This window comes from Dactylosporangium vinaceum, assembly GCF_019904175.1.
GTDB classification, from domain to species: domain Bacteria; phylum Actinomycetota; class Actinomycetes; order Mycobacteriales; family Micromonosporaceae; genus Dactylosporangium; species Dactylosporangium vinaceum.
Genome location: NZ_CP061913.1, coordinates 689,607 through 707,071, shown reverse-complemented (window position 1 = coordinate 707,071; position 17,465 = coordinate 689,607). Strand labels below are relative to the sequence as shown.

General features: G+C 72.5%; 18 protein-coding genes and 1 tRNA gene. 9 read left to right on the top strand and 10 right to left on the bottom strand.

Annotated features, from left to right (window positions below; genetic code table 11):
- Positions 1–20: 20 nt before the first annotated feature.
- The 3 genes from Dvina_RS03240 to Dvina_RS03230 are packed head-to-tail and all read left to right on the top strand — an operon-like array spanning position 21 to position 1,977.
- The gene (locus Dvina_RS03240; protein ID WP_246655995.1) at positions 21–326 is read left to right on the top strand and encodes a PadR family transcriptional regulator; all 306 of its coding nucleotides are present in this window, start codon (positions 21–23) and stop codon (positions 324–326) included.
- Positions 320–1,081 (top strand): hypothetical protein, encoded by a 762-nt coding sequence (locus Dvina_RS03235; protein ID WP_223100880.1) that lies wholly within the window; start codon positions 320–322, stop codon positions 1,079–1,081. The genes Dvina_RS03240 and Dvina_RS03235 overlap by 7 nt, the downstream gene beginning before the upstream one ends.
- A gap of 26 nt (positions 1,082–1,107) precedes the next feature.
- A complete protein-coding gene (locus Dvina_RS03230; protein WP_223100879.1) occupies positions 1,108–1,977 on the top strand; it encodes a hypothetical protein in 870 nt (289 codons plus the stop codon).
- A gap of 55 nt (positions 1,978–2,032) precedes the next feature.
- Here Dvina_RS03230 and Dvina_RS03225 read toward each other — a convergent pair.
- Positions 2,033–2,108: transfer RNA gene (locus tag Dvina_RS03225), tRNA-Thr, on the bottom strand.
- 86 nt (positions 2,109–2,194) lie between these two features.
- Here Dvina_RS03225 and Dvina_RS03220 point away from each other — a divergent pair.
- Positions 2,195–4,012, top strand: a complete 1,818-nt coding sequence (locus tag Dvina_RS03220; protein WP_246656484.1) for a popeye domain-containing protein — start codon at positions 2,195–2,197, stop codon at positions 4,010–4,012.
- A 77-nt stretch (positions 4,013–4,089) separates the two neighbouring features.
- On the opposite strand, the gene Dvina_RS03215 is transcribed toward Dvina_RS03220, so the two are convergent.
- From Dvina_RS03215 to tmk, 5 genes are all read right to left on the bottom strand, one after another.
- On the bottom strand, positions 4,090–4,782 hold the full coding sequence (locus Dvina_RS03215; protein ID WP_223100878.1) for a hypothetical protein: 693 nt from the start codon (positions 4,780–4,782) through the stop codon (positions 4,090–4,092).
- A 152-nt stretch (positions 4,783–4,934) separates the two neighbouring features.
- Positions 4,935–5,219: a hypothetical protein gene (locus Dvina_RS03210; RefSeq protein WP_223100877.1), complete on the bottom strand. Its 285-nt coding sequence runs from the start codon at positions 5,217–5,219 to the stop codon at positions 4,935–4,937.
- 19 nt (positions 5,220–5,238) lie between these two features.
- Positions 5,239–5,559, bottom strand: a complete 321-nt coding sequence (locus Dvina_RS03205; RefSeq protein WP_223100876.1) for a YbaB/EbfC family nucleoid-associated protein — start codon at positions 5,557–5,559, stop codon at positions 5,239–5,241.
- 195 nt (positions 5,560–5,754) lie between these two features.
- On the bottom strand, positions 5,755–6,954 hold the full coding sequence (locus Dvina_RS03200; RefSeq protein WP_223100875.1) for a DNA polymerase III subunit delta': 1,200 nt from the start codon (positions 6,952–6,954) through the stop codon (positions 5,755–5,757).
- Positions 6,951–9,107 (bottom strand): dTMP kinase, encoded by a 2,157-nt coding sequence (tmk, locus tag Dvina_RS03195; protein ID WP_223105285.1) that lies wholly within the window; start codon positions 9,105–9,107, stop codon positions 6,951–6,953. The genes Dvina_RS03200 and tmk overlap by 4 nt, the downstream gene beginning before the upstream one ends.
- Before the next feature lie 196 nt (positions 9,108–9,303).
- Between tmk and Dvina_RS03190 the strand changes: the two genes are divergently transcribed.
- The 5 genes from Dvina_RS03190 to Dvina_RS03170 are packed head-to-tail and all read left to right on the top strand — an operon-like array spanning position 9,304 to position 13,148.
- Positions 9,304–10,497, top strand: coding sequence for an amino acid deaminase/aldolase (locus Dvina_RS03190; RefSeq protein ID WP_223100874.1), 1,194 nt, complete (start codon positions 9,304–9,306; stop codon positions 10,495–10,497).
- Positions 10,498–10,514: 17 nt separating this feature from the next.
- The gene (locus tag Dvina_RS03185; RefSeq protein WP_223105284.1) at positions 10,515–11,405 is read left to right on the top strand and encodes an SAM-dependent methyltransferase; all 891 of its coding nucleotides are present in this window, start codon (positions 10,515–10,517) and stop codon (positions 11,403–11,405) included.
- A gap of 32 nt (positions 11,406–11,437) precedes the next feature.
- Entirely contained in the window at positions 11,438–11,695 is a 258-nt protein-coding gene (locus Dvina_RS03180) for a DUF6364 family protein (RefSeq protein ID WP_223100873.1), read from the top strand.
- Entirely contained in the window at positions 11,673–11,972 is a 300-nt protein-coding gene (locus tag Dvina_RS03175) for a type II toxin-antitoxin system PemK/MazF family toxin (protein WP_223100872.1), read from the top strand. Before Dvina_RS03180 ends, Dvina_RS03175 begins: the two co-directional genes overlap by 23 nt.
- A 39-nt stretch (positions 11,973–12,011) precedes the next feature.
- Positions 12,012–13,148 (top strand): NADH-quinone oxidoreductase subunit D, encoded by a 1,137-nt coding sequence (locus tag Dvina_RS03170; RefSeq protein WP_223100871.1) that lies wholly within the window; start codon positions 12,012–12,014, stop codon positions 13,146–13,148.
- A gap of 3 nt (positions 13,149–13,151) precedes the next feature.
- On the opposite strand, the gene Dvina_RS03165 is transcribed toward Dvina_RS03170, so the two are convergent.
- The 4 genes from Dvina_RS03165 to Dvina_RS03150 all read right to left on the bottom strand — a co-directional run bounded on the left by Dvina_RS03165 (position 13,152) and on the right by Dvina_RS03150 (position 17,465).
- Positions 13,152–14,843, bottom strand: coding sequence for a hypothetical protein (locus tag Dvina_RS03165; RefSeq protein WP_223100870.1), 1,692 nt, complete (start codon positions 14,841–14,843; stop codon positions 13,152–13,154).
- 89 nt (positions 14,844–14,932) lie between these two features.
- A complete protein-coding gene (locus Dvina_RS03160; protein WP_246655993.1) occupies positions 14,933–15,874 on the bottom strand; it encodes a glycine betaine ABC transporter substrate-binding protein in 942 nt (313 codons plus the stop codon).
- 224 nt (positions 15,875–16,098) lie between these two features.
- On the bottom strand, positions 16,099–16,785 hold the full coding sequence (locus Dvina_RS03155) for an ABC transporter permease (protein ID WP_223100868.1): 687 nt from the start codon (positions 16,783–16,785) through the stop codon (positions 16,099–16,101).
- Complete coding sequence (locus Dvina_RS03150) at positions 16,782–17,465, bottom strand: ABC transporter permease (RefSeq protein ID WP_223100867.1); 684 nt, start codon at positions 17,463–17,465, stop codon at positions 16,782–16,784. Before Dvina_RS03150 ends, Dvina_RS03155 begins: the two co-directional genes overlap by 4 nt.

Sequence of the window (17,465 nt, the reverse complement as noted above, 5' to 3'; positions counted from 1 at the left end):
TAGCTATATAGAGTACGGACATGCGGATGACGACACCGCGCCTGCTCGTGCTGCGGGCGCTGCTGGCCGATCCGGCCCAGGAGCGCTACGGCCTGGAGCTGGCCGGCGCGGCGGGCCTGGAGCCCGGCACCATCTACCCGATCCTCGTCGCCTTCGAGACGGCGGGCTGGCTCAGCAGCCGCGAGGAGGACGTCGACGTGCACGCGGCGGGCCGGCCGCGGCGGCGCTACTACCGGCTGACGGCCGCGGGCGAGACCGCGGCCCGCACGGCCCTCGACTCGGCGGCGGCCCGGCGCCGCACCGCCAACCCGAGGCCGGCGTGGTGACCGCGGCCTCGGCTCCGGCCCGGCCCCGGGCGGGCGTGCGCCTGCTCGGCATGCTGCTGCCGCCGGGCATCCGCCGCCGCCAGCGCGACGAGTGGGCGGCCGACCTGGCCGAGCTCGGTCCGGCCGAGCGCCGCCGCTACCTGTTCTGGGCCGCCTGGACGCTGCCCGCCCTGTGGGTGGCGGCGGGCCGGCGCGGCCTGGTCCCACCGGCCCCGGCGACCACCGTCGAGCGCGGCCCGGCGACCACTGTGGCCCGGGTGCTCCTGCTCGCGCTGGCCTGGCCGGCCGGCTCGTGGGTGCTCGCCGTGCCGGTGCGCCTGCTGTTCCACCGGCAGCTCGACTGGCTCGACCAGCCGGTGACGATCCCCGTGCAGGCGATGTTCGTCCTGGGCGCCTACTCGATGATCACCGGGGCGGTCGGCCTGCTGCTCGCGGCCGGGCTGTCGCTTGTCGCGGTCGGCGCCACCCAGCGCGGCCGCACGCCGCGCTACCGCGGCCTCGTCATCCTGGGCGGGCTGGTGGCGGTGCTGGCCTCGATCCCGCTCGCCCCGCACGCGGTGCCGTACCGGCCGGGCGCGCTGGCGTTCGCCTATCCGCTGGCCGCCGTCGCCGCTGTCCTGTTCGCGACCCTGAGCCGCGGCCCGCGGGCCCGCCTCCGGGTGGCCCTGGTCGTTGCTGCCCTGTTCGTGGCCGCGGTCTGGCTGGCCCAGCGCTCACCGACCGGCCAGGACCTCAACATGCTGTTCATCGACTGAGGGCGCAACTGCGTTAACGTGCGCCAATGGCTTCGACAGTTGAGGACGTGGCGCTCGCCGACGCCGAGGAGACGATCACCGGGGAGCTGCGCCTGCTCGCCATGCTGGGCGGCGCGGTCCTCGGCACGTTCATCGCCTGGACCAGCCCGGGGCACCAGCACGAGCCCCGCTGGGTGCTGTTCGCCGTCCTGGCCGCCGTGCTCGGCGCGGCCAGCGGGGAGGCGTTCGGCTTCGGCGCCGCGCGGTGGCGGGACCTGGGCAACGTCCACCGGATCCGGCTGTATCAGGTGCTGCACCTGGTCCTCGCGTCCGTCGCGGTCGCCGTCGGCCTGGTCGCGGCCACGCCCTACGTGCTCGGCCAGCAGGGCCTGACCAGCCGCGGCGTGGCCCTCTCGGCGATCGCCATCTGCGGCGCCCTCCCGTCGGCGGCGACCCTGAGCGCGGTCCACCGCGTCGCCCGCCGACCGCTGGCCGGCTCGCCCGGCCAGCAGCTCAACACCCTGCTGAGCCTGCGCAAGCTGGTGTCCCGGCTGCTCAACCAGCTCGGCTTCCTGGTGCTCCTGGTGACACTGGTCAACGGGGCCGCCACCGACTGGGGCGCCGAGCTGCCGAAGTCGGTCGTCCTCTTCTCCGGCGCGGTCGCCTCGTTCGTGGTCGGCGTCATGTACGTCCCGGCCTCGACCACCCTCCGCCGCCGCTGCGCCCTCTTCGTGGACCGCCACTTCCCCCTGTCCGACGTCGCCCTGGACAACTTGGTCGACAAGGCCGACGAGCGCGGGAAGCTGGAGAAGCTGCTGGGCATCGACCAGACCACATTCGGCGAGCTGCGCAGCGGCCTGGTGATCGTGAGCCCCTTCGTGGTGAGCGCCCTGGCCGCGGTCATTCCGAAGTTCTGAGACGACGAAGGCCCGGGAGCACCTCCCGGGCCTTCGTTTTGGCTGGTCAAGCCGGTGGAGCCGCCTAACGGAATCGAACCGTTGACCTATTCATTACGAGTGAATCGCTCTGCCGACTGAGCTAAGGCGGCAACGGTTCCCAAGTGTACGGCACGCCCCGGGGGCGTGTGCGAGGGGATTCCCCGTTCTCCCGGACACGGGTACCGTCCTGCGCGTGATGCCCGACGATATGCCGCCCGCGCCGGGGGAGCTGAGCGCCGAACCGGGCGAGCCCCTGCTGCCCATCCCGCAGGAGGACGACGAGGCCCGGCCCGCCCCGCCCAACGGGCGCCCGACCGCGCTGGACCCCGATCAGATGGGGTTCACCCCGCGACGGGCGGTGCCGTGGCTGAGCCCGGTGCTGCTCAGCGGGACGGCGGTGCGGGTGGTGCTGGCCGACCTGTTCGGTGCATACCTGGACAAGCGCGAGCTGCAGGACGCCCTCTCGCCGCGCATCCTGCGGGAGGCACCCGGATACGCCGGCGCCGTCACCGACGACGAGTGGCCCGACACGGGCGAGCTCTGGGTGGACTACGCGGCCGACACCGGGGACGGGTTCAATGCCACGTACTCGGTGGCGTACCTCCTGGCCCAGCCGAGCCTCACCGTCGACGGCCACGAGCTGCCGCGGGGCGAGGTGCTGGTGCTCGGCGGCGATCAGGTCTACCCGACGGCGAGCGGCGGGCAGTACGAGGACCGCTTCAAGGGCCCGTTCCGCGCCGCGATGCCCGAGCCGCCCGCGGAGGGCCCACGGCCGCGGCTCTATGCGGTGCCGGGCAACCACGACTGGTACGACGGGCTCACCGCGTTCCTGCGCCTCTTCGTCCGCGGCGACGAGGGCTCGATCGGCGGCTGGCAGACCCGGCAGTCGCGCTCGTACTTCGCCGTCGAACTGCCGAACCGATGGTGGCTGCTCGGCCTGGACGTCCAAGCGGGCGCGTACATCGACGATCCGCAGCTGCGCTATTTCCGCTCGGTCGCGGCGCGCCTCGGCCCCGGCGACAAGGTCATCATCTGCCCGCCGTCGCCGAGCTGGGTGGAGGCGACCGACGACCGCAAGGCGTACGACAGTCTCGACTATTTCATCCGCACCATCATCGATCCGACAGGCGCGTCCGTCCCGCTCATGATCTCCGGCGACCTGCACCATTACGCGCGCTATTCACGGCCGGGGCGGGAGCTCATCACCTCGGGTGGCGGAGGCGCCTACCTGTATCCGACGCATGAACTGCCGGATCAGATTGCGGTACCGCCGGTGCGTTCACTCGTGCGCAATGCGTCGCCGTCGCTGCAGTACAAGCTGCAGAGCGCTTTTCCGACGAAGCGGCAGTCCCGCGGTCTGGCGTTCGGGGTGTTCTGGCGCCTGCCGTGGCGCAACCCGATGTTCCTGGGGCTGCTGGGCCTGCTCCAGACGCTGACGATGCTCGCCTTCGTCAATGCCGCCGATCGCGTGCTCTCGGGTGTGGAGCAGCGCCTCGTGACGGTCCCCGCCGTGCTGATGGTGATCGTCGACCTGCTCGGAACGTGCATGCTGGCCATGCCGAGAACCGCCGGTCAGCGCCGGCCGCGGCATTGGATACTGGGCTTTCTGCACGGTCTGGCGTTCATCGGCGTGGCGACGCTCGGCACCTGGGCCTGGCTGAACCTGCCGTTCCTGACGCTTGTCTGGCCGTTGCCGCTGCTCATTGCCATTGTGCTGTACCTGCCGTTGTCCGCGGTCGCCGCCGGTGAACTGTTCGCGCTGTATCTGCTCATCGCCGCGAAATTCGACGTGAACCTCAACGAGCTGTTCGCGGGCCAGGGCATCACCGGCTACAAAGGCTTTCTGCGCCTGCACTTCAAACCGGACGGCACCCTGACGATCTACCCGCTGGGCGTGCGCCGGACCGGCCGGCACTGGCACGCCGCACCCGAGGCCGCGCCCGGCAGCCCGTGGTTCGTGCCGGGCCGCCCGATGGACGTCCACCTGATCGACGCCCCGATCGAGCTGCGGTGAGCGCATACCGGCAGTGCACCCGCCGCCGCGACGGCTCTGGGTGTCGCGGCCGGCGCCGGCGTGCGCGTTGACGGTGCTTACAGCGTGACCCGGGTGACTCCGGCCGCGCCGGTCTGGGCTTCGGGCGGCCGGTACGGCAGTTCGCCGAGCCGCCTCTCCCACTCGCGCCGCAGGGTGTCGGCCCGGTCGAGGGCGTCCACGGCCGTCCGCAGCACCCGCTCGGCGATCCGCCCGGCCGCCCCGGCCGCCTCTCCTTCGCCCCCGGCCCCCGGCCCGCCGGCGCCGGCGGTGACCACGGTGACGGCCTCGGCGGAGGAGATGACCCGGGCTACGGCCTCGGCCAGCTCGTAGCGAAGCCCGGCGGCCCAGTCGACAACGGCGTCGAGGTAATCCGCTGTCGCGTCGATCCGCCCGACGATGCTGTCGGCGCTGCCCCCGTCTCCGATGTGGTCGGCCAGCGCCACCCATACGGCCCCGAACGCCGCCGCGCCGCCGCCTTGCCACCCGCTGCGATCGACATCGGCCGACAGCTTCGCGGGCAGCACCCGGAACCGGTCGCCGACCCCGGCCAGCTCCCTGGCCGCCTCCTGGAGGCTTCCGACGTCGAGCCGCAGCCCGTATTCGAGCACCTCCCCGGGCAGCATCCCCACCAGCCGCAGCAGCCCGGCGACATCACTCTCGGGCGAGACCCCGCCACGGGCGAGGATCCGATCCACCCGCCGCAGCAGCTCCTCACCCGGCACCGCCAGCCGATCGAGCGCGTCAGCCACCACTCACCCCCGAGCCGTCCCGGCACACCGCGGCACCGACGCGGCGCTGCGCGCGTGCCGCGGCGCCGGTTCCGGCTGGGCCGCGGGCCGCATGACGGTCTCCGGTGGCGGCGCCTGGGCCGAGCGGCCGCGCCGGTCCGGCGGGCGCGTCCTCATGAGGCCTCTTCGTCGGCGGCGCGGTAGGCGCCCGCGGCCGCGCGGAGGGACTGGCCGGTTTCGGCCAGGCGGGCACCGTGGGCGGCGGTTTCGCGGCTGCGGGCGCTCAGGGCGATGGCCAGGATGCGGTGCAGCTCCCGGCCGGCCTGGCCGAGTGCTCCGGCGGTGTCGGCGCCCAGCGAGCGGGGGCCCGGGTCGATGACGGTGATGGTGGTGCTGGCGGCGGCGAGTTGGTCGCCGGCCAGTTCGAGTCGGTTGGCCAGTTCGTCGAGCCGCATCATGCTGGTTCCCCGCGCCGGATCATTGGAGTGAGCGGTAGTCGCCGAAGGTTTCGGCCTGGAGCTTCCTGCGCGCCCAGGCCGCCGCGTCCGCGGCTGCGGTGACCGCTTCCTGCACCGCGCGCGCAACGCTTTCGCCCGTCCTGTTCTGCAGTGACCCGTGGATGCGGACATTGCGAATCGTCCCGTCCGCGCTCACCACCACTTCGACGAGACCGTCGGCCGAGCGCACCGTCACCTCGACTGTCGCGATCGCCTTGTCGAACCGGGCCTGCAGTGCCTCGATCTGGCGGTAACGCTCGACCGCCTCCTCGATCCAACCCTCATCGATCTCACGCCCCATTCGACCTCCCCGGCCGACCGTACGGCACCCCCACACCCCCGCGGAAGACAAATCTCCACCCTGTGGATAACTTGTCAAGGCATCGACCGCCGCCATTCCCGCGCAAGCCCTCCAGGCAGCGGAATCGCCCCGGAAAGCCCGCGGAGGGCACGGAAGCGTGAGCGGCGCCGCGCGGCGGGACAGGGGAACGAGATGTCAGCCGCGCCAGAGCGAGAGCATCATGGCCTCCACGGCGATCCGCGGCTTCACGTTGGCCTCGATGGCGACGCGGCACTCCAGGATGGCCTCGAGGCGGCGCAGGGTGCTTTCCGGGCTCCACTTCTCGGCGGCGGCGCCGGCCAGCTCGTCCACGTCGCCGTGGACCGGGGCCACGTCGGCCTTGAAGGAGTGGGCGATCACGTCGCGGTAGAAGCCGGCCAGGTCGACGAGGGCGCGGTCCAGCGAGTCGCGCTGGGCCCGCGTGGCCCGGGACTTCTGGCGGCGCTCCAGCTCCTTGAGCTGACCGGCCGAGCCGCGGACCGCACCCGCGGCGCCCTTGCCCGTGCCGCCGGCGCCCAGGGCGGTCTCCAGGGCCGAGCGCTCCTTGGTGTCGACCTCGGCGACGGAGGCGGCGGCCTCGGCCTCGGCCGCCTCGATCAGGGCGCTCGCGGCGTCGAAGGCGGCGCCGATGCCGGTCAGGCGCCGCGGGACGGCCAGCACGGCGTCGCGCCGCGAGCGGGCCTGCGGGTCGCGGGCCAGGCGGCGGGCCCGGCCGACGTGGCCCTGCGAGGCGGCGGCGGCCCAGGCGGCGGTCTCCGGGTCGACGCCGTCGCGGCGGTGCAGGACGGAGGCGATGGCCTCGGCGGGGGGCTGGCGCAGCGGTACCACCCGGCAGCGCGAACGGATCGTGACGGAGATGTCGTCGGGGTGGGTGCTCGGCGTGCACAGCAGGAAGACCGTGCGGGCCGGGGGCTCCTCGACCGCCTTGAGCAGCGCGTTGCCCGCCGCCTCGGTCAGCCGGTCGGCGTCCTCGACGAGCAGGACCTGCCAGCGGCCCTGGGTCGGGGCGCTCGCCGCCCGCAGCACCAGGGCGCGCATCTCGCCGACGGCGATCGACAGGCCCTCGGGCACCACGAACCGGACGTCGGCGTGGGTGCCGGTGAGCGCCGTGTGGCAGGCCCGGCACGTGCCGCACCCGCCGTTGGGGCACTGCAGCGCGGCCGCGAACGTCCGGGCCGCCACCGACCGGCCCGAGCCCGGCGGCCCGGTGAACAGCCACGCGTGCGTCATCGCCTGCTGCCCGGCCGCGTCGGGCTCATCGCCGCGCACGATCGCGTCGGCCGCCGCGACGGCCCGCGACAGCGTGGCCACCGCGTCCGCCTGGCCGACGAGCTCCTCGAAGATCGGCGGCGTCATACCCGGGACCCCTTCCCCGGCAAACCCGAGATTTCCGGTAAGTCGGATTCGTCAGGCGCATCAGACTCGCCGGACCGCCGGCCCTCGGCCCCCGAACCAGCAGAACCCGAGGACTCGGCGGCCGGCTCGCCGATCAGGGCGGAGGCGACGTCGGCGGAGTCGTGCAGCACCTCATCGATCGAGGACTCGTCCTCGGGGATCAGGTGGCGCACCCGCTGCAGGATGCCCTCCGCCAGCGCATCGATGCCGTTCGTCGCGTCGAGCACCAGGTAGCGGCTCGGGTCGGCCGCGGCCAGGTCCAGGAACGCGTACCGCACCCGCTCGTGAAAGGCCAGCGACTCGCTCTCCAGCCGATCCACCGGGCCGCGCTTCCCGGCTCGGGCCAGGCCGACCGACGGGTCCAGGTCGAGCAGCACGACCAGGTCCGGCTTGAGTCCACCGGTCGCCCACTTCGACAGCCACGACACCTCGTCGACCGGCAGTGTGCGCCCGGCGCCCTGGTAGGCGAGCGACGAGTCGACGTACCGATCGCTGATGACCACCGAGCCGCGCGAGAGCGCCGGGCGGACCACCGACGCCACGTGATGGGCGCGGTCGGCCGCGTAGAGGAGGGCCTCGGCGCGCGGCGTGACCACGTCGCCGCCCTCGCCGGGCGGGTCGAGGACCAGGCTGCGGATGCGCTTGCCGATGGGGGTCGCGCCCGGCTCGTGCGTGACGACGACCTCGCGGCCGATCGCCCGCAGCTCCTCGGCCAGGCGCTTGACCTGGGTCGACTTGCCCGCGCCCTCGCCGCCCTCGAACACGATGAACAGGCCGTGCGCGGACTTGGGGTCGGCCACGCTCAGCGGGCGGCCGCGAACGGAGCCGATGAGGTCGGCGAAGAGCGGAACGCCCGGCTTGTCGTCCATCTGGCGCAGCGCGAACACGCCCGCGAAGACGCCGAGGACGCCGGCGATGGCCAGCAGCGGGCGGGTGCTGGAGACGTCGAAGGCGATGACGCCCAGGTTGATCGTGCGGGTGCCGCCGAGGCCGACGATGACGCTGGAGAGCGAGATGGTCAGCATGAGCACCACGCGGGTGCCCATCTGCACGAAGGCGAACGCGCGGCCGCGCATGTCGTCGGCGACCTCGCCGCCGAGGAGCGTGGTGCCGGAGAGGAACGCCATGCCGGCGCCCACGCCGACCAGCAGCGCGCCGCCCACGGCGATGGTCAGGTGCCCGGCCACTGCGAGGATGAGCACCGAGCCGGCGGCCAGGATGATCGACAGGCCGAACCAGCGGCGGCGGGAGAGCGCGCCGACGAGCTTCGGGCCGGCCGCGATGCCGGCCCCGAGCCCGAGGAACAGCACGGCGAAGAGCAGGGCGAACGCGGAGGTGCCGGCGCCGAGGGACTGAGCGTAGAACTTGGCCGTGCCGACCACCACGCCGCCGCCGGCAAAGGCGCCGAAGATGCCCAGGACCAGGCCGCGGACCAGCGGGGTCTTGCTGACGAAGGCCCAACCCTGGGTGAACTCCCGGATCATGCCGGGCTTGCGCTCGACGCCCGCGGTGCGCCGGCCGCTGATCTCGCGGATGCCGAAGAACACGGTGGCCGCGGTGGCCAGGAACGTGCATGCGTTGAACCAGAGCGCGACGTTGCTCGGCTGCACCCCGGCCGGGGCGTCGTCGCCGAAGACCGCCGTTACCAGCCACTGCAGCGCGATGAGGACGAGCGCGGCGGCGACTGGCGTGATGCCGTAGGTCGTGGCCAGGGTCAGCTGGTTGGCGGTCTCCAGGCGGGCCCGGGGCAGCAGGTTGGGTACCGCCGCCTCCTTTGCCGGTGTCCAGATCATCGCGACGGTCTCGATGACGAACGTCGCGATCGCGGTCCACGTGATGATCAGCGCGCTGTCGTCGAGCACCAGCGCGGCGGCCGGGATGGAGGCGAAGAACAGGAAGCGCAGCAGGTCGCAGACGACCATCGTGAGCCGGCGGTCGAACCGGTCGGCGAACACGCCCGCCACGGGGCCGAGGATCAGCGCGGGCAGCAGGCGCACGGCGATGACCGAGCCGAAGGCCACGCCCTGGGCGGCCGGGTCGGACACCTGCGCGGCGGCGAACGTGGAGGCGGCGAGCAGGCCGAGCCAGTCACCGAGGGAGGAGAGGCCGAGCACCGCCCACAGCCGGCGGAAGGGCCGGATGCGAAGCACGGCCTGAAGCTCCCCGAATCCGGAGAGGTCGCTGCTGGCGATGGCGGCACCCCCTAAAATCTCCGCCTTCACGCTACAGGCCACCCCCGACAATTCCGGAACCACCACGACGGACGCGAGGTTCTTTCGCATTTATCGAAGGCCAGTTACGGTGACCAACGTGTCAAGCGAACGCTCCGCCCTGTGGACCCGCTACAACCGGGCCACCGCCGACCTCGATCCGCCGTTCGCGATCGTGGACCTCGACGCCTTCGACGCCAACAGCGGCGCCCTGCTCGCCCGGGCCGCCGGCAAGCCGCTGCGGGTGCCGAGCAAGTCGGTCCGCGTCCGCGCGCTGATCGAGCGCACCCTGGCCCGGCCGGGCTGGCACGGGATCATGGCGTTCACCCTGGCGGAGGCGGTCTGGCTGGCGGAGCACGGCACCGCTGACGACATCCTCGTCGCGTACCCCACCGCCGACCGCGCCGCGCTGCGCCGCCTGGCGAGCGATGAGAAGCTGGCCGCCGCGATCACCATCATGGTCGACAGCCCCGAGCAGCTCGACCTGGTCCCGCGCACGGACGGGATCACCGTGCGGGTCTGCATCGACCTCGACGCCTCCTGGCGCCCGCTGGCAAAGGTCCACATCGGCGTGCGCCGCTCCCCCGTGCACAGCCCGAAGCAGGCAGGTGACCTGGCCGCCGCCATCGCCGCGCGGCCGGGGTTCCGCGTCGTGGGCGTGATGTCCTACGAGGCGCAGATCGCCGGATTGGGTGACGCCCCGCCCGGGCGCCCGGTCCGGGGCGCGCTCATCCGGGCGATCCAGGCCCGCTCGATGCCGGAGCTGCTGGCCCGCCGGGCCGCGGTCGTCGCCGCGGTGAGCCGCCACGCCGAGCTCGAGTTCGTCAACGGCGGCGGGACGGGCAGCGTGGCCGCGACCGCCGCCGACCCGGCCGTCACCGAGGTGGCCGCGGGGTCGGGGCTCTTCGGCCCGTGGCTCTTCGACGGCTACCGGAACTGGCGCCCGCAGCCCGCCGCGTTCTTCGCGATGTCGGTCGTGCGCCGCCCCAACGCGGACACCGCGACAACGCTCGGCGGCGGCTGGATCGCCTCCGGCGAGACGGCGCCGACCCGCCAGCCGCTGCCCTGGCTGCCGGAGGGCCTGAAGCTGATCGGCACCGAGGGGGCCGGCGAGGTGCAGACACCGCTCGTCGGGCCGGGTGCGCGCGGCCTGCGGGTCGGCGACCGGGTGTACTTCCGCCACTCCAAGGCCGGCGAGCTCTGCGAGCACGTCAACGAGGTCCACCTGGTGCAGGGCGACCGGATCGCGGAGACCGTCCCGACCTACCGCGGCGAGGGCCGAGCCTTCCTGTGACCCGGTGGCGCGACGTCATGCAGACGGCCCTCTACGGCCCCGAGGGCTTCTTCATCAGGCAGCGGCCGCGGGATCACTTCCGCACGAGCGTGCACGCCTCGCCGCTGTTCGCCGGGGCGATCGCCACGCTGCTCATGCGCATCGACGAGGCGCTGGAGCACCCCGGCCGCCTCGACCTGGTCGATGTCGGGGCCGGGCGCGGCGAGCTGCTGAGCGCCGTCCTGGCCGCGCTCCCGGGCCCCGCGGCCGGCCGGGTCCGCGCAACTGCTGTCGAGAAGGCGCCCCGACCGGGTGATCTTCCGCCCACTATCGAGTGGACCGCGCAGCTGCCGAGCGGCATCACCGGCCTGCTGATCGCCACCGAGTGGCTGGACAACGTGCCCGTCGACATAGTCGAAAAATCCGAAACCGGGCTTATCCGGTACCTCGGCAGCGACGACCCTCTGGACCCGCCGGACGACGCGTGGCTGCGGCGCTGGTGGCCGCTCGACGACGCGCCGCCCGGGGCCCGGGCCGAGATCGGCCGGCCGCGCGACGAGGCGTGGGCGGCGGCCGTGCGCAGCGTCGAGCGCGGCCTGGCCCTCGCCGTCGACTACGGCCACTTCGCCGCCGACCGCCCGTTGTTCGGCACGCTGAGCGCATATCAGCGCGGCCACCAGGTCGAGCCGATCCCGGACGGCGAGCGCGACCTGACCGTCGCCGTGGCCCTGGACTCGCTCGGCTCCGAGACGTTGCCCCAGCGTGAGGCCCTGCGGCTGCTGGGCGTCGACGGCACCCGCCCGCCCCTGGCACTGGCGGGCACAGATCCCGTCGGCTACCTGAAGCGGCTGGCCCAGGCGTCGGCCGCGGCCGAGCTCACGGACCCGGCGGGCCTGGGCGGACACCACTGGGTCATGCACTGGGTATGACTCGTGGTCATACTGGACGTACACTCGAAGCCATGACGACAAAAGTGACGCTGTCCTTCTCGGACCAGACCATCACCGACGCCCGCCACTGGGCCGAGCGCGACGGGGTTTCGCTCAGCGCCTGGATCGACCGGGCCGCCCAGGAGCGGGCCCTGCGGGAGATCTTCACCGCCCACGCCGAGGCGGTCCGCCGGGCCAAGATCGATCTCGACGCCGCCGCGCTCACCGACGAGGAGGAGATCGCACTCGTCAACGCCGAGCTATACCGTGGACGCCGTGCGTCGCGGTGAAGTCTGGCTCATCAAGGGTGCCCGTGAGCGGTACGGGCTGATCATCAGTTCGGACGTCTTCAACAGCACCGACGTCCCCGTCGTCATCGTGGCCGAGGTGATCGACGCCGAGGAGCTGCGCGACTCGCCGCTGGCGGTGGAGCTCGACGACCTCGTCGTCATGCCCGACCGGCTGTCGTCGCCGCTCAAGCGCTGGTTCGTCGAGCGCGTGGCCGTGGCCGACACCGGCACCATGCACAACGTATCGAGAGCGCTGCGCATCCTGCAGGACCTCTAGGCTGCGGTCCGCGGGCCGCCGCCCTCTAGGCTGGTCCCCATGACGTCCGAGGTCACCGTCGGCACGGGTGCCGGTCTCGACACCGCCGACATGGTGCTCAACATCGGCCCGCAGCACCCCTCCACCCACGGCGTGCTGCGCCTGCGGCTGGTGCTGGACGGCGAGCGCGTCATCAGCGCCGAGCCGATCATCGGGTACATGCACCGCGGCGCCGAGAAGCTCTTCGAGGTGCGCGACTACCGCCAGATCATCATGCTGGCCAACCGGCACGACTGGCTCTCGGCGTTCTGCAACGAGCTCGGCGTGGTCCTCGCCGTCGAGCGGCTCATGGGCATCGAGGTCCCCGAGCGGGCGGTCTGGCTGCGCACCGCGCTGGCCGAGCTCAACCGGGTGCTCAACCACCTGATGTTCCTGGGCTCGTACCCACTCGAGATCGGCGCGATCACGCCCGTCTTCTACGCCTTCCGTGAACGCGAGACGATCCAGACAGTGCTCGAGGAGGCGTCGGGCGGCCGGATGCACTACATGTACAACCGGGTCGGCGGCCTCAAGGAGGAGGTCCCGGCCGGCTGGACGACCCGGGCCCGGGCCGCGATCGACCAGGTCCGCCGGCGCCTGCCCGACCTGGACAACCTGATCCGGCGCAACGAGATCTTCCTGGCCCGCACGGTCGGCGTCGGCGTGCTCAGCGCCGCCGATGCCGCCGCGTTCGGCGCCTCCGGGCCGGTCGGGCGGGCCTCCGGGCTGGACCTGGACCTGCGCCGGGACGAGCCGTACCTGGCCTACGGCGAGCTGTCGGTGCCGGTCGTGACCCGCACGGCCGGCGACTGCCACGCGCGGTTCGAGGTGCTCCTGGACCAGGTGTACGTCTCCCTGGACCTCGCCCAGCAGTGCCTGGACCGGGTGGACCAGCTCAGCGGCCCGGTAAACGTGCGCCTGCCGAAGGTGGTGAAGGCCCCGGAGGGCCACACCTACGCCTGGACCGAGAACCCGCTCGGCATCAACGGCTACTACCTGGTCTCCCGCGGCGAGAAGACCCCATGGCGGCTCAAGCTGCGCACCGCCTCCTACGCCAACGTCCAGGCGCTCTCCACGCTGCTGCCGGGCACGCTCGTGCCCGACCTCATCGCGATCCTCGGCTCGATGTTCTTCGTCGTCGGCGACATCGACAAGTAGGGGCTAGCGCCAGCGGTCGTCGTTGCCCTCGAAGTCGACGATCGGGCGGGGTGCCCGGCCGCCGCGGCGGTCGTCGCGGGCGCCGTTCCACCCGTACTCGTCGTCGTCCTCCACCCGCGCCCGCCGCCCGACCCGCTCCTCGTCGCGGACCGGGCCGTCCGTCCACCGGGAAGCGGGCTCGGCCGGAGAGGCGGGCAGGGCCGGTCGCGGGCCGCCGAGCGCGCGATCGGGGCCGCGCACCTCGGACCAGCGGGTGGAGCCGGTCTGGTCGCGCCGGGCCTCCTCGTAGCTGGTCTGCGACCAGCTCTCCTCCGGCCGCCGGCCCACCTCGACCCGGGCGTGCTCGCCGGAGGCCCAGGTGCGCTCGCGCTCCCGCCGGGCCTCCGAGCGGCGCGGGCTCTCGGTGCCAGCGCTGTAACGCTCCTCGAACCGGGCGTCGAGCGGCTCGTCGGTGCGGTCGTCGGGCTCGGCCCGGCGACGGCCGACGCCCCGGTGCTCGCCGGTCCGATCCAGGTGGCGCTCGCCCGAGCGGTCCATGTGCCGCTCTTCCGACCGGTCCATGCGCCGCTCGCCGGGGCTCGCCAGGTGGCCGCCGGCGCGGGTCTCGCCGGAGTAGTACTCCTCCTGGCGCACCGACGCCCAGCGGTCCTCGATGCTCACATGGGTGCCTGTCTCGTCGGCGTGCATCGCCGAGCGCCGCTCACCCATCCGCAGCTCGCGCCCGCCGCGCTCGTCGCTGTGCACGGAGGCCCAGCGGTCGGTCTGGCGCAGGCCGGCCACGCTGTCGTCGTCGTCGGCCCGCCGCCGCCCGCCGGCGCGCCGCTCGGTGGGCTCGGGCCGCTCGCCGCGGCGGGGTGCCTGGGGCCACTCGCCGCTCTCGGCCCGCTCCATCCGCTCACGCAGCAGCTGCTCGGTCCACGACTCGTCGCGCCGGGGCTCCTCACGCCGCGGCTCGTCGCGCCGGGGTGCCTCCCGCCGGGGCTCGTCGCGCCAGTCCCGCTCGCGCGGCCGCTCGTCGCGGTGGGCGCGGCGGGGCTCGTCGTGCGCGTCGGGCCGCATCTCGGGCCGGGCCGAGATGCGCTCCGAGCGGTCGGGCCGGCGCTGCTGCGGGATGTCGGCGCGCGGCTCGGGGCGGGGACCGCCGCCGTACACGGTGCCGGTGCGCGACTCGCTGGGGTCGACGACAGTGGTCTTCGTGGTGACGTGGACCGTCTCGGTGTACCGCTGCAACGGCACGGCGGCCGCGGCGGCCTGCTGCGACGGGGCCGGCGGCGGCTGTGCGGCGGCCCGCTCGAGCTGCCCGAGCTGGCCGCGCATCATCTCGACCTGGCTGCGCAGGGCGTCGACGGTCTCGTTGAGCACGCCCATGCGCTCCATGAGCTGGCCGTGGGTCTGCCGGGCGGCGTGGGTGATGTCGGCCCTGACGTTCTCACGGAGCGTGTCGATCTCCTCGTACATCATCTCCTCGACCTCGCCCTTGACCGTCTCGCCCTCGCGGCGCAGCGCGATCGACAGGCCGATGAGGACGACGGCGAGCAGGCCGATGACGGCCGCGAACTGGAGAACGAAACCGCTGCCGACGAGGAACAGCAGAGCGGCCAGCGGGGCCAGCCCGACCCCGCCCCAGAAGAGCAGTTGGAGCAGCTGAGTGCTCCGCTTCACCCCGGGGGGCCCGGTGGTCTCAGCGGCCGGCATGAGCAGAGAACTTACCCGCCTTTGCCCGCAAACGAAATGTCCTCCCGTACCGCCTCGAGGAAGCGGCCCGGGAGGACATCTCCGGCGAACTAGCCCAGTGACGGGTCGGACGAGAACACCAGCGCGAGCGAGGCGGTGCCCTTCTTGAGGGCGTCCTTGCTCTGCGGGCCACCGGCGTCGAGGCTCAGCACCTTGCCGAACTGAATCTTGTACGTGTTCTGCAGGCCCGGCTGGCAGAACGGGCGCTGCGGGCACTCGGCCGGCCCGCCGAGGACGGTGGCCTGGCCGGAGCACTTGGTGGCGAAGTCGCTGAGCGTCTTCACCCCGTACTTGGTGGCGAACTCCGAGGTCACGGCGAACGCGTTGCCGTCGGTCGCCGTGGATGCCTTGCCGAAGGACAGACCCTGCTTGCCGCCGATGTCCTTCAGCGCAGTCACCGTCGCGTCGACGTCGCCCGAGGCGAGCGTCTTGGCGTCCTTGCCGTTGACCGCCTGGTTGATGAACTCGGTGAGCGTGGCCGCGTACTCCGGGACGATCTGGATGTCGCCCTTGGTGAGCTGGCCGTAGTAGACCTCGCGCTTACCGATCGTCTGCACCGAGGCGTCGTAGCCCGCGGCGTCGAGGGCGATCTCGTAGAGCGCGCCGAGGGTGGCACTCTCGGAGAAGTCGGCCGCGCCGATCTTGATGGCGCCGCCCTTGCCCTTCTCCAGGCCGGTGGTGATGTTCTCGGCCTTGGCGAACTCCTCCGCCGCGACCTTTGACGTCTTGCGGTCCACGTCGACCGCTTTGTTGAGCGCGATCAGCTTCTCCGGCGTGAGTGCTCCGGAGACCTTGTCCAACGCCGCGATGAGAGCCGGGTCGGCGATCTTGGTGTTGATCGCCGGAATGACGTTGTCCGCCAGCTGGAGCTTCTTGTCGTCGTTGAGCACGACAAGCTTGTCTCCGGCCACCGGGGCGCAACCCGCACCGCTGACGCTCGCCGGCGCCTCAGTGCCCGAAGAGCCCGACTCGCCGCAGGCCACGAGGCCCATGCTGGCGAGACCGAGGACTACTCCGAGCGAGGCGCGTATGGCTGTTCGCAAAATGGCCCGCCTTCCGTGTCCCGGCGCGATCACTGTGACCGGCCGCGTGTCCGACGGGCGGCGCTTAATGTGGCAATGGAAGCCCGCCCGCTTCCAAATAGGCAACTCTGATGATGCGAAATCGGCAACCGCAACCAGGCACGTTTTCGTAACGACCCGTCACCCGATCGTGGTCATACGCGGCCGGCGGCCCGGCGAAGCACTTTTGGTGTGAGCTTGCGCTCAATGATTGCCATCACACCGTCGATGATGAGGGCCAATCCGGCGACCAGGATCGCGCCGGCGAGGATCTGGCCGCCGTGGCCGGGACCGAGCCCGAAGCCGGCCGAGATGATCATTCCGAGGCCGCCGCCGTTGACCGCCGTGGCCAGCGTGGCGGTGGCGACAACGGTGGTGGTGGCGATGCGCAGCCCGGTGGCCAGGAACGGTACCGCCAGCGGCAGCTCGACCTGGACGAGCCGCTGGAGCGAGGTCATCCCGACGCCCTTGGCCGCGTCGCGCACCTCCGGGTCGATCTGGCGCATCCCGGTGTAGGCGTTGGCCAGCAGCGCCGGCAGCGCGAACACCGCGAGCGCGATGATGACGGCCGGCTTGCCCAGGCCGATCGGGGTCAGGGTGAGGATCGTGAGCAGCGCGATGACGGGCACGGCCTGGGTCAGGTTGGACAGCAGCACGATGACGCCCGACGCGGCCCCGCGCCGCCCCAGCAGGATGCCGAGCGGCCAGGCCACCAGGCAGCCGAGCACGACCGCGCCCGCGGAGATCTCGATGTGCTCGGTGAGCCGATCCAGGACCCCGTCGGGGTTCGTCCAGTTGAGCGGATCGTTGAACCACACCAGAGCATCGTTGATCACACTCATGCGGCCCGCCTCCGGGTCCAGGGCGTCAGCGCGCGGCTGACGAAGATCAGCACCAGATCGAGGACCAGGGCGAGCGCCACGCAGCCGATGGCGGCCGTGGCGATCTCGGCCTTGTAGTAGTTGTTGCGGAACCCGGCCAGGATCAGCGAGCCAAGCCCGCCGTGCGACCCGACGATCGCGCCGACAGTGACCAACGCCACTGTCGAGACCGTCGCCAGCCGCAGGCCGGTCAACATGCCCGGCAGGGCCAGCGGGAGCTCGATCCGCCAGAGCCGGGCGAACCGGCCGTAGCCCATCGCGGTCGCGGCCTCACGCACGTCATCGGGCACCTGCAGGAGGCCCACGAGGGCGTTGCGGATGAGCACGATGAGCGCGTATGAGGTGAGCGCGACGATGACCGGGGACCGCCCGGTGCCCATGAACGGGGTCAGAGCGGCCAGGAGGGCCAGCGACGGAATCGTGTAAAGCACGCCCGCTGATGTCAGAATCGGCGTGGCGAGCGGGCGTACCCAGTACGCCAGCACCGCCAGCGGAATCGCGATGACCACCGCGATCGCGACCGACCACACCGTGATGACCACGTGGTCGAGGAGCGCATCCCGCAGCGTGTCGTAGTTGTCCTGGACATACGTCCAGGAGAACCAGGGATTGCCCGCCTCACCGCGAGCCAGGAAGGACAT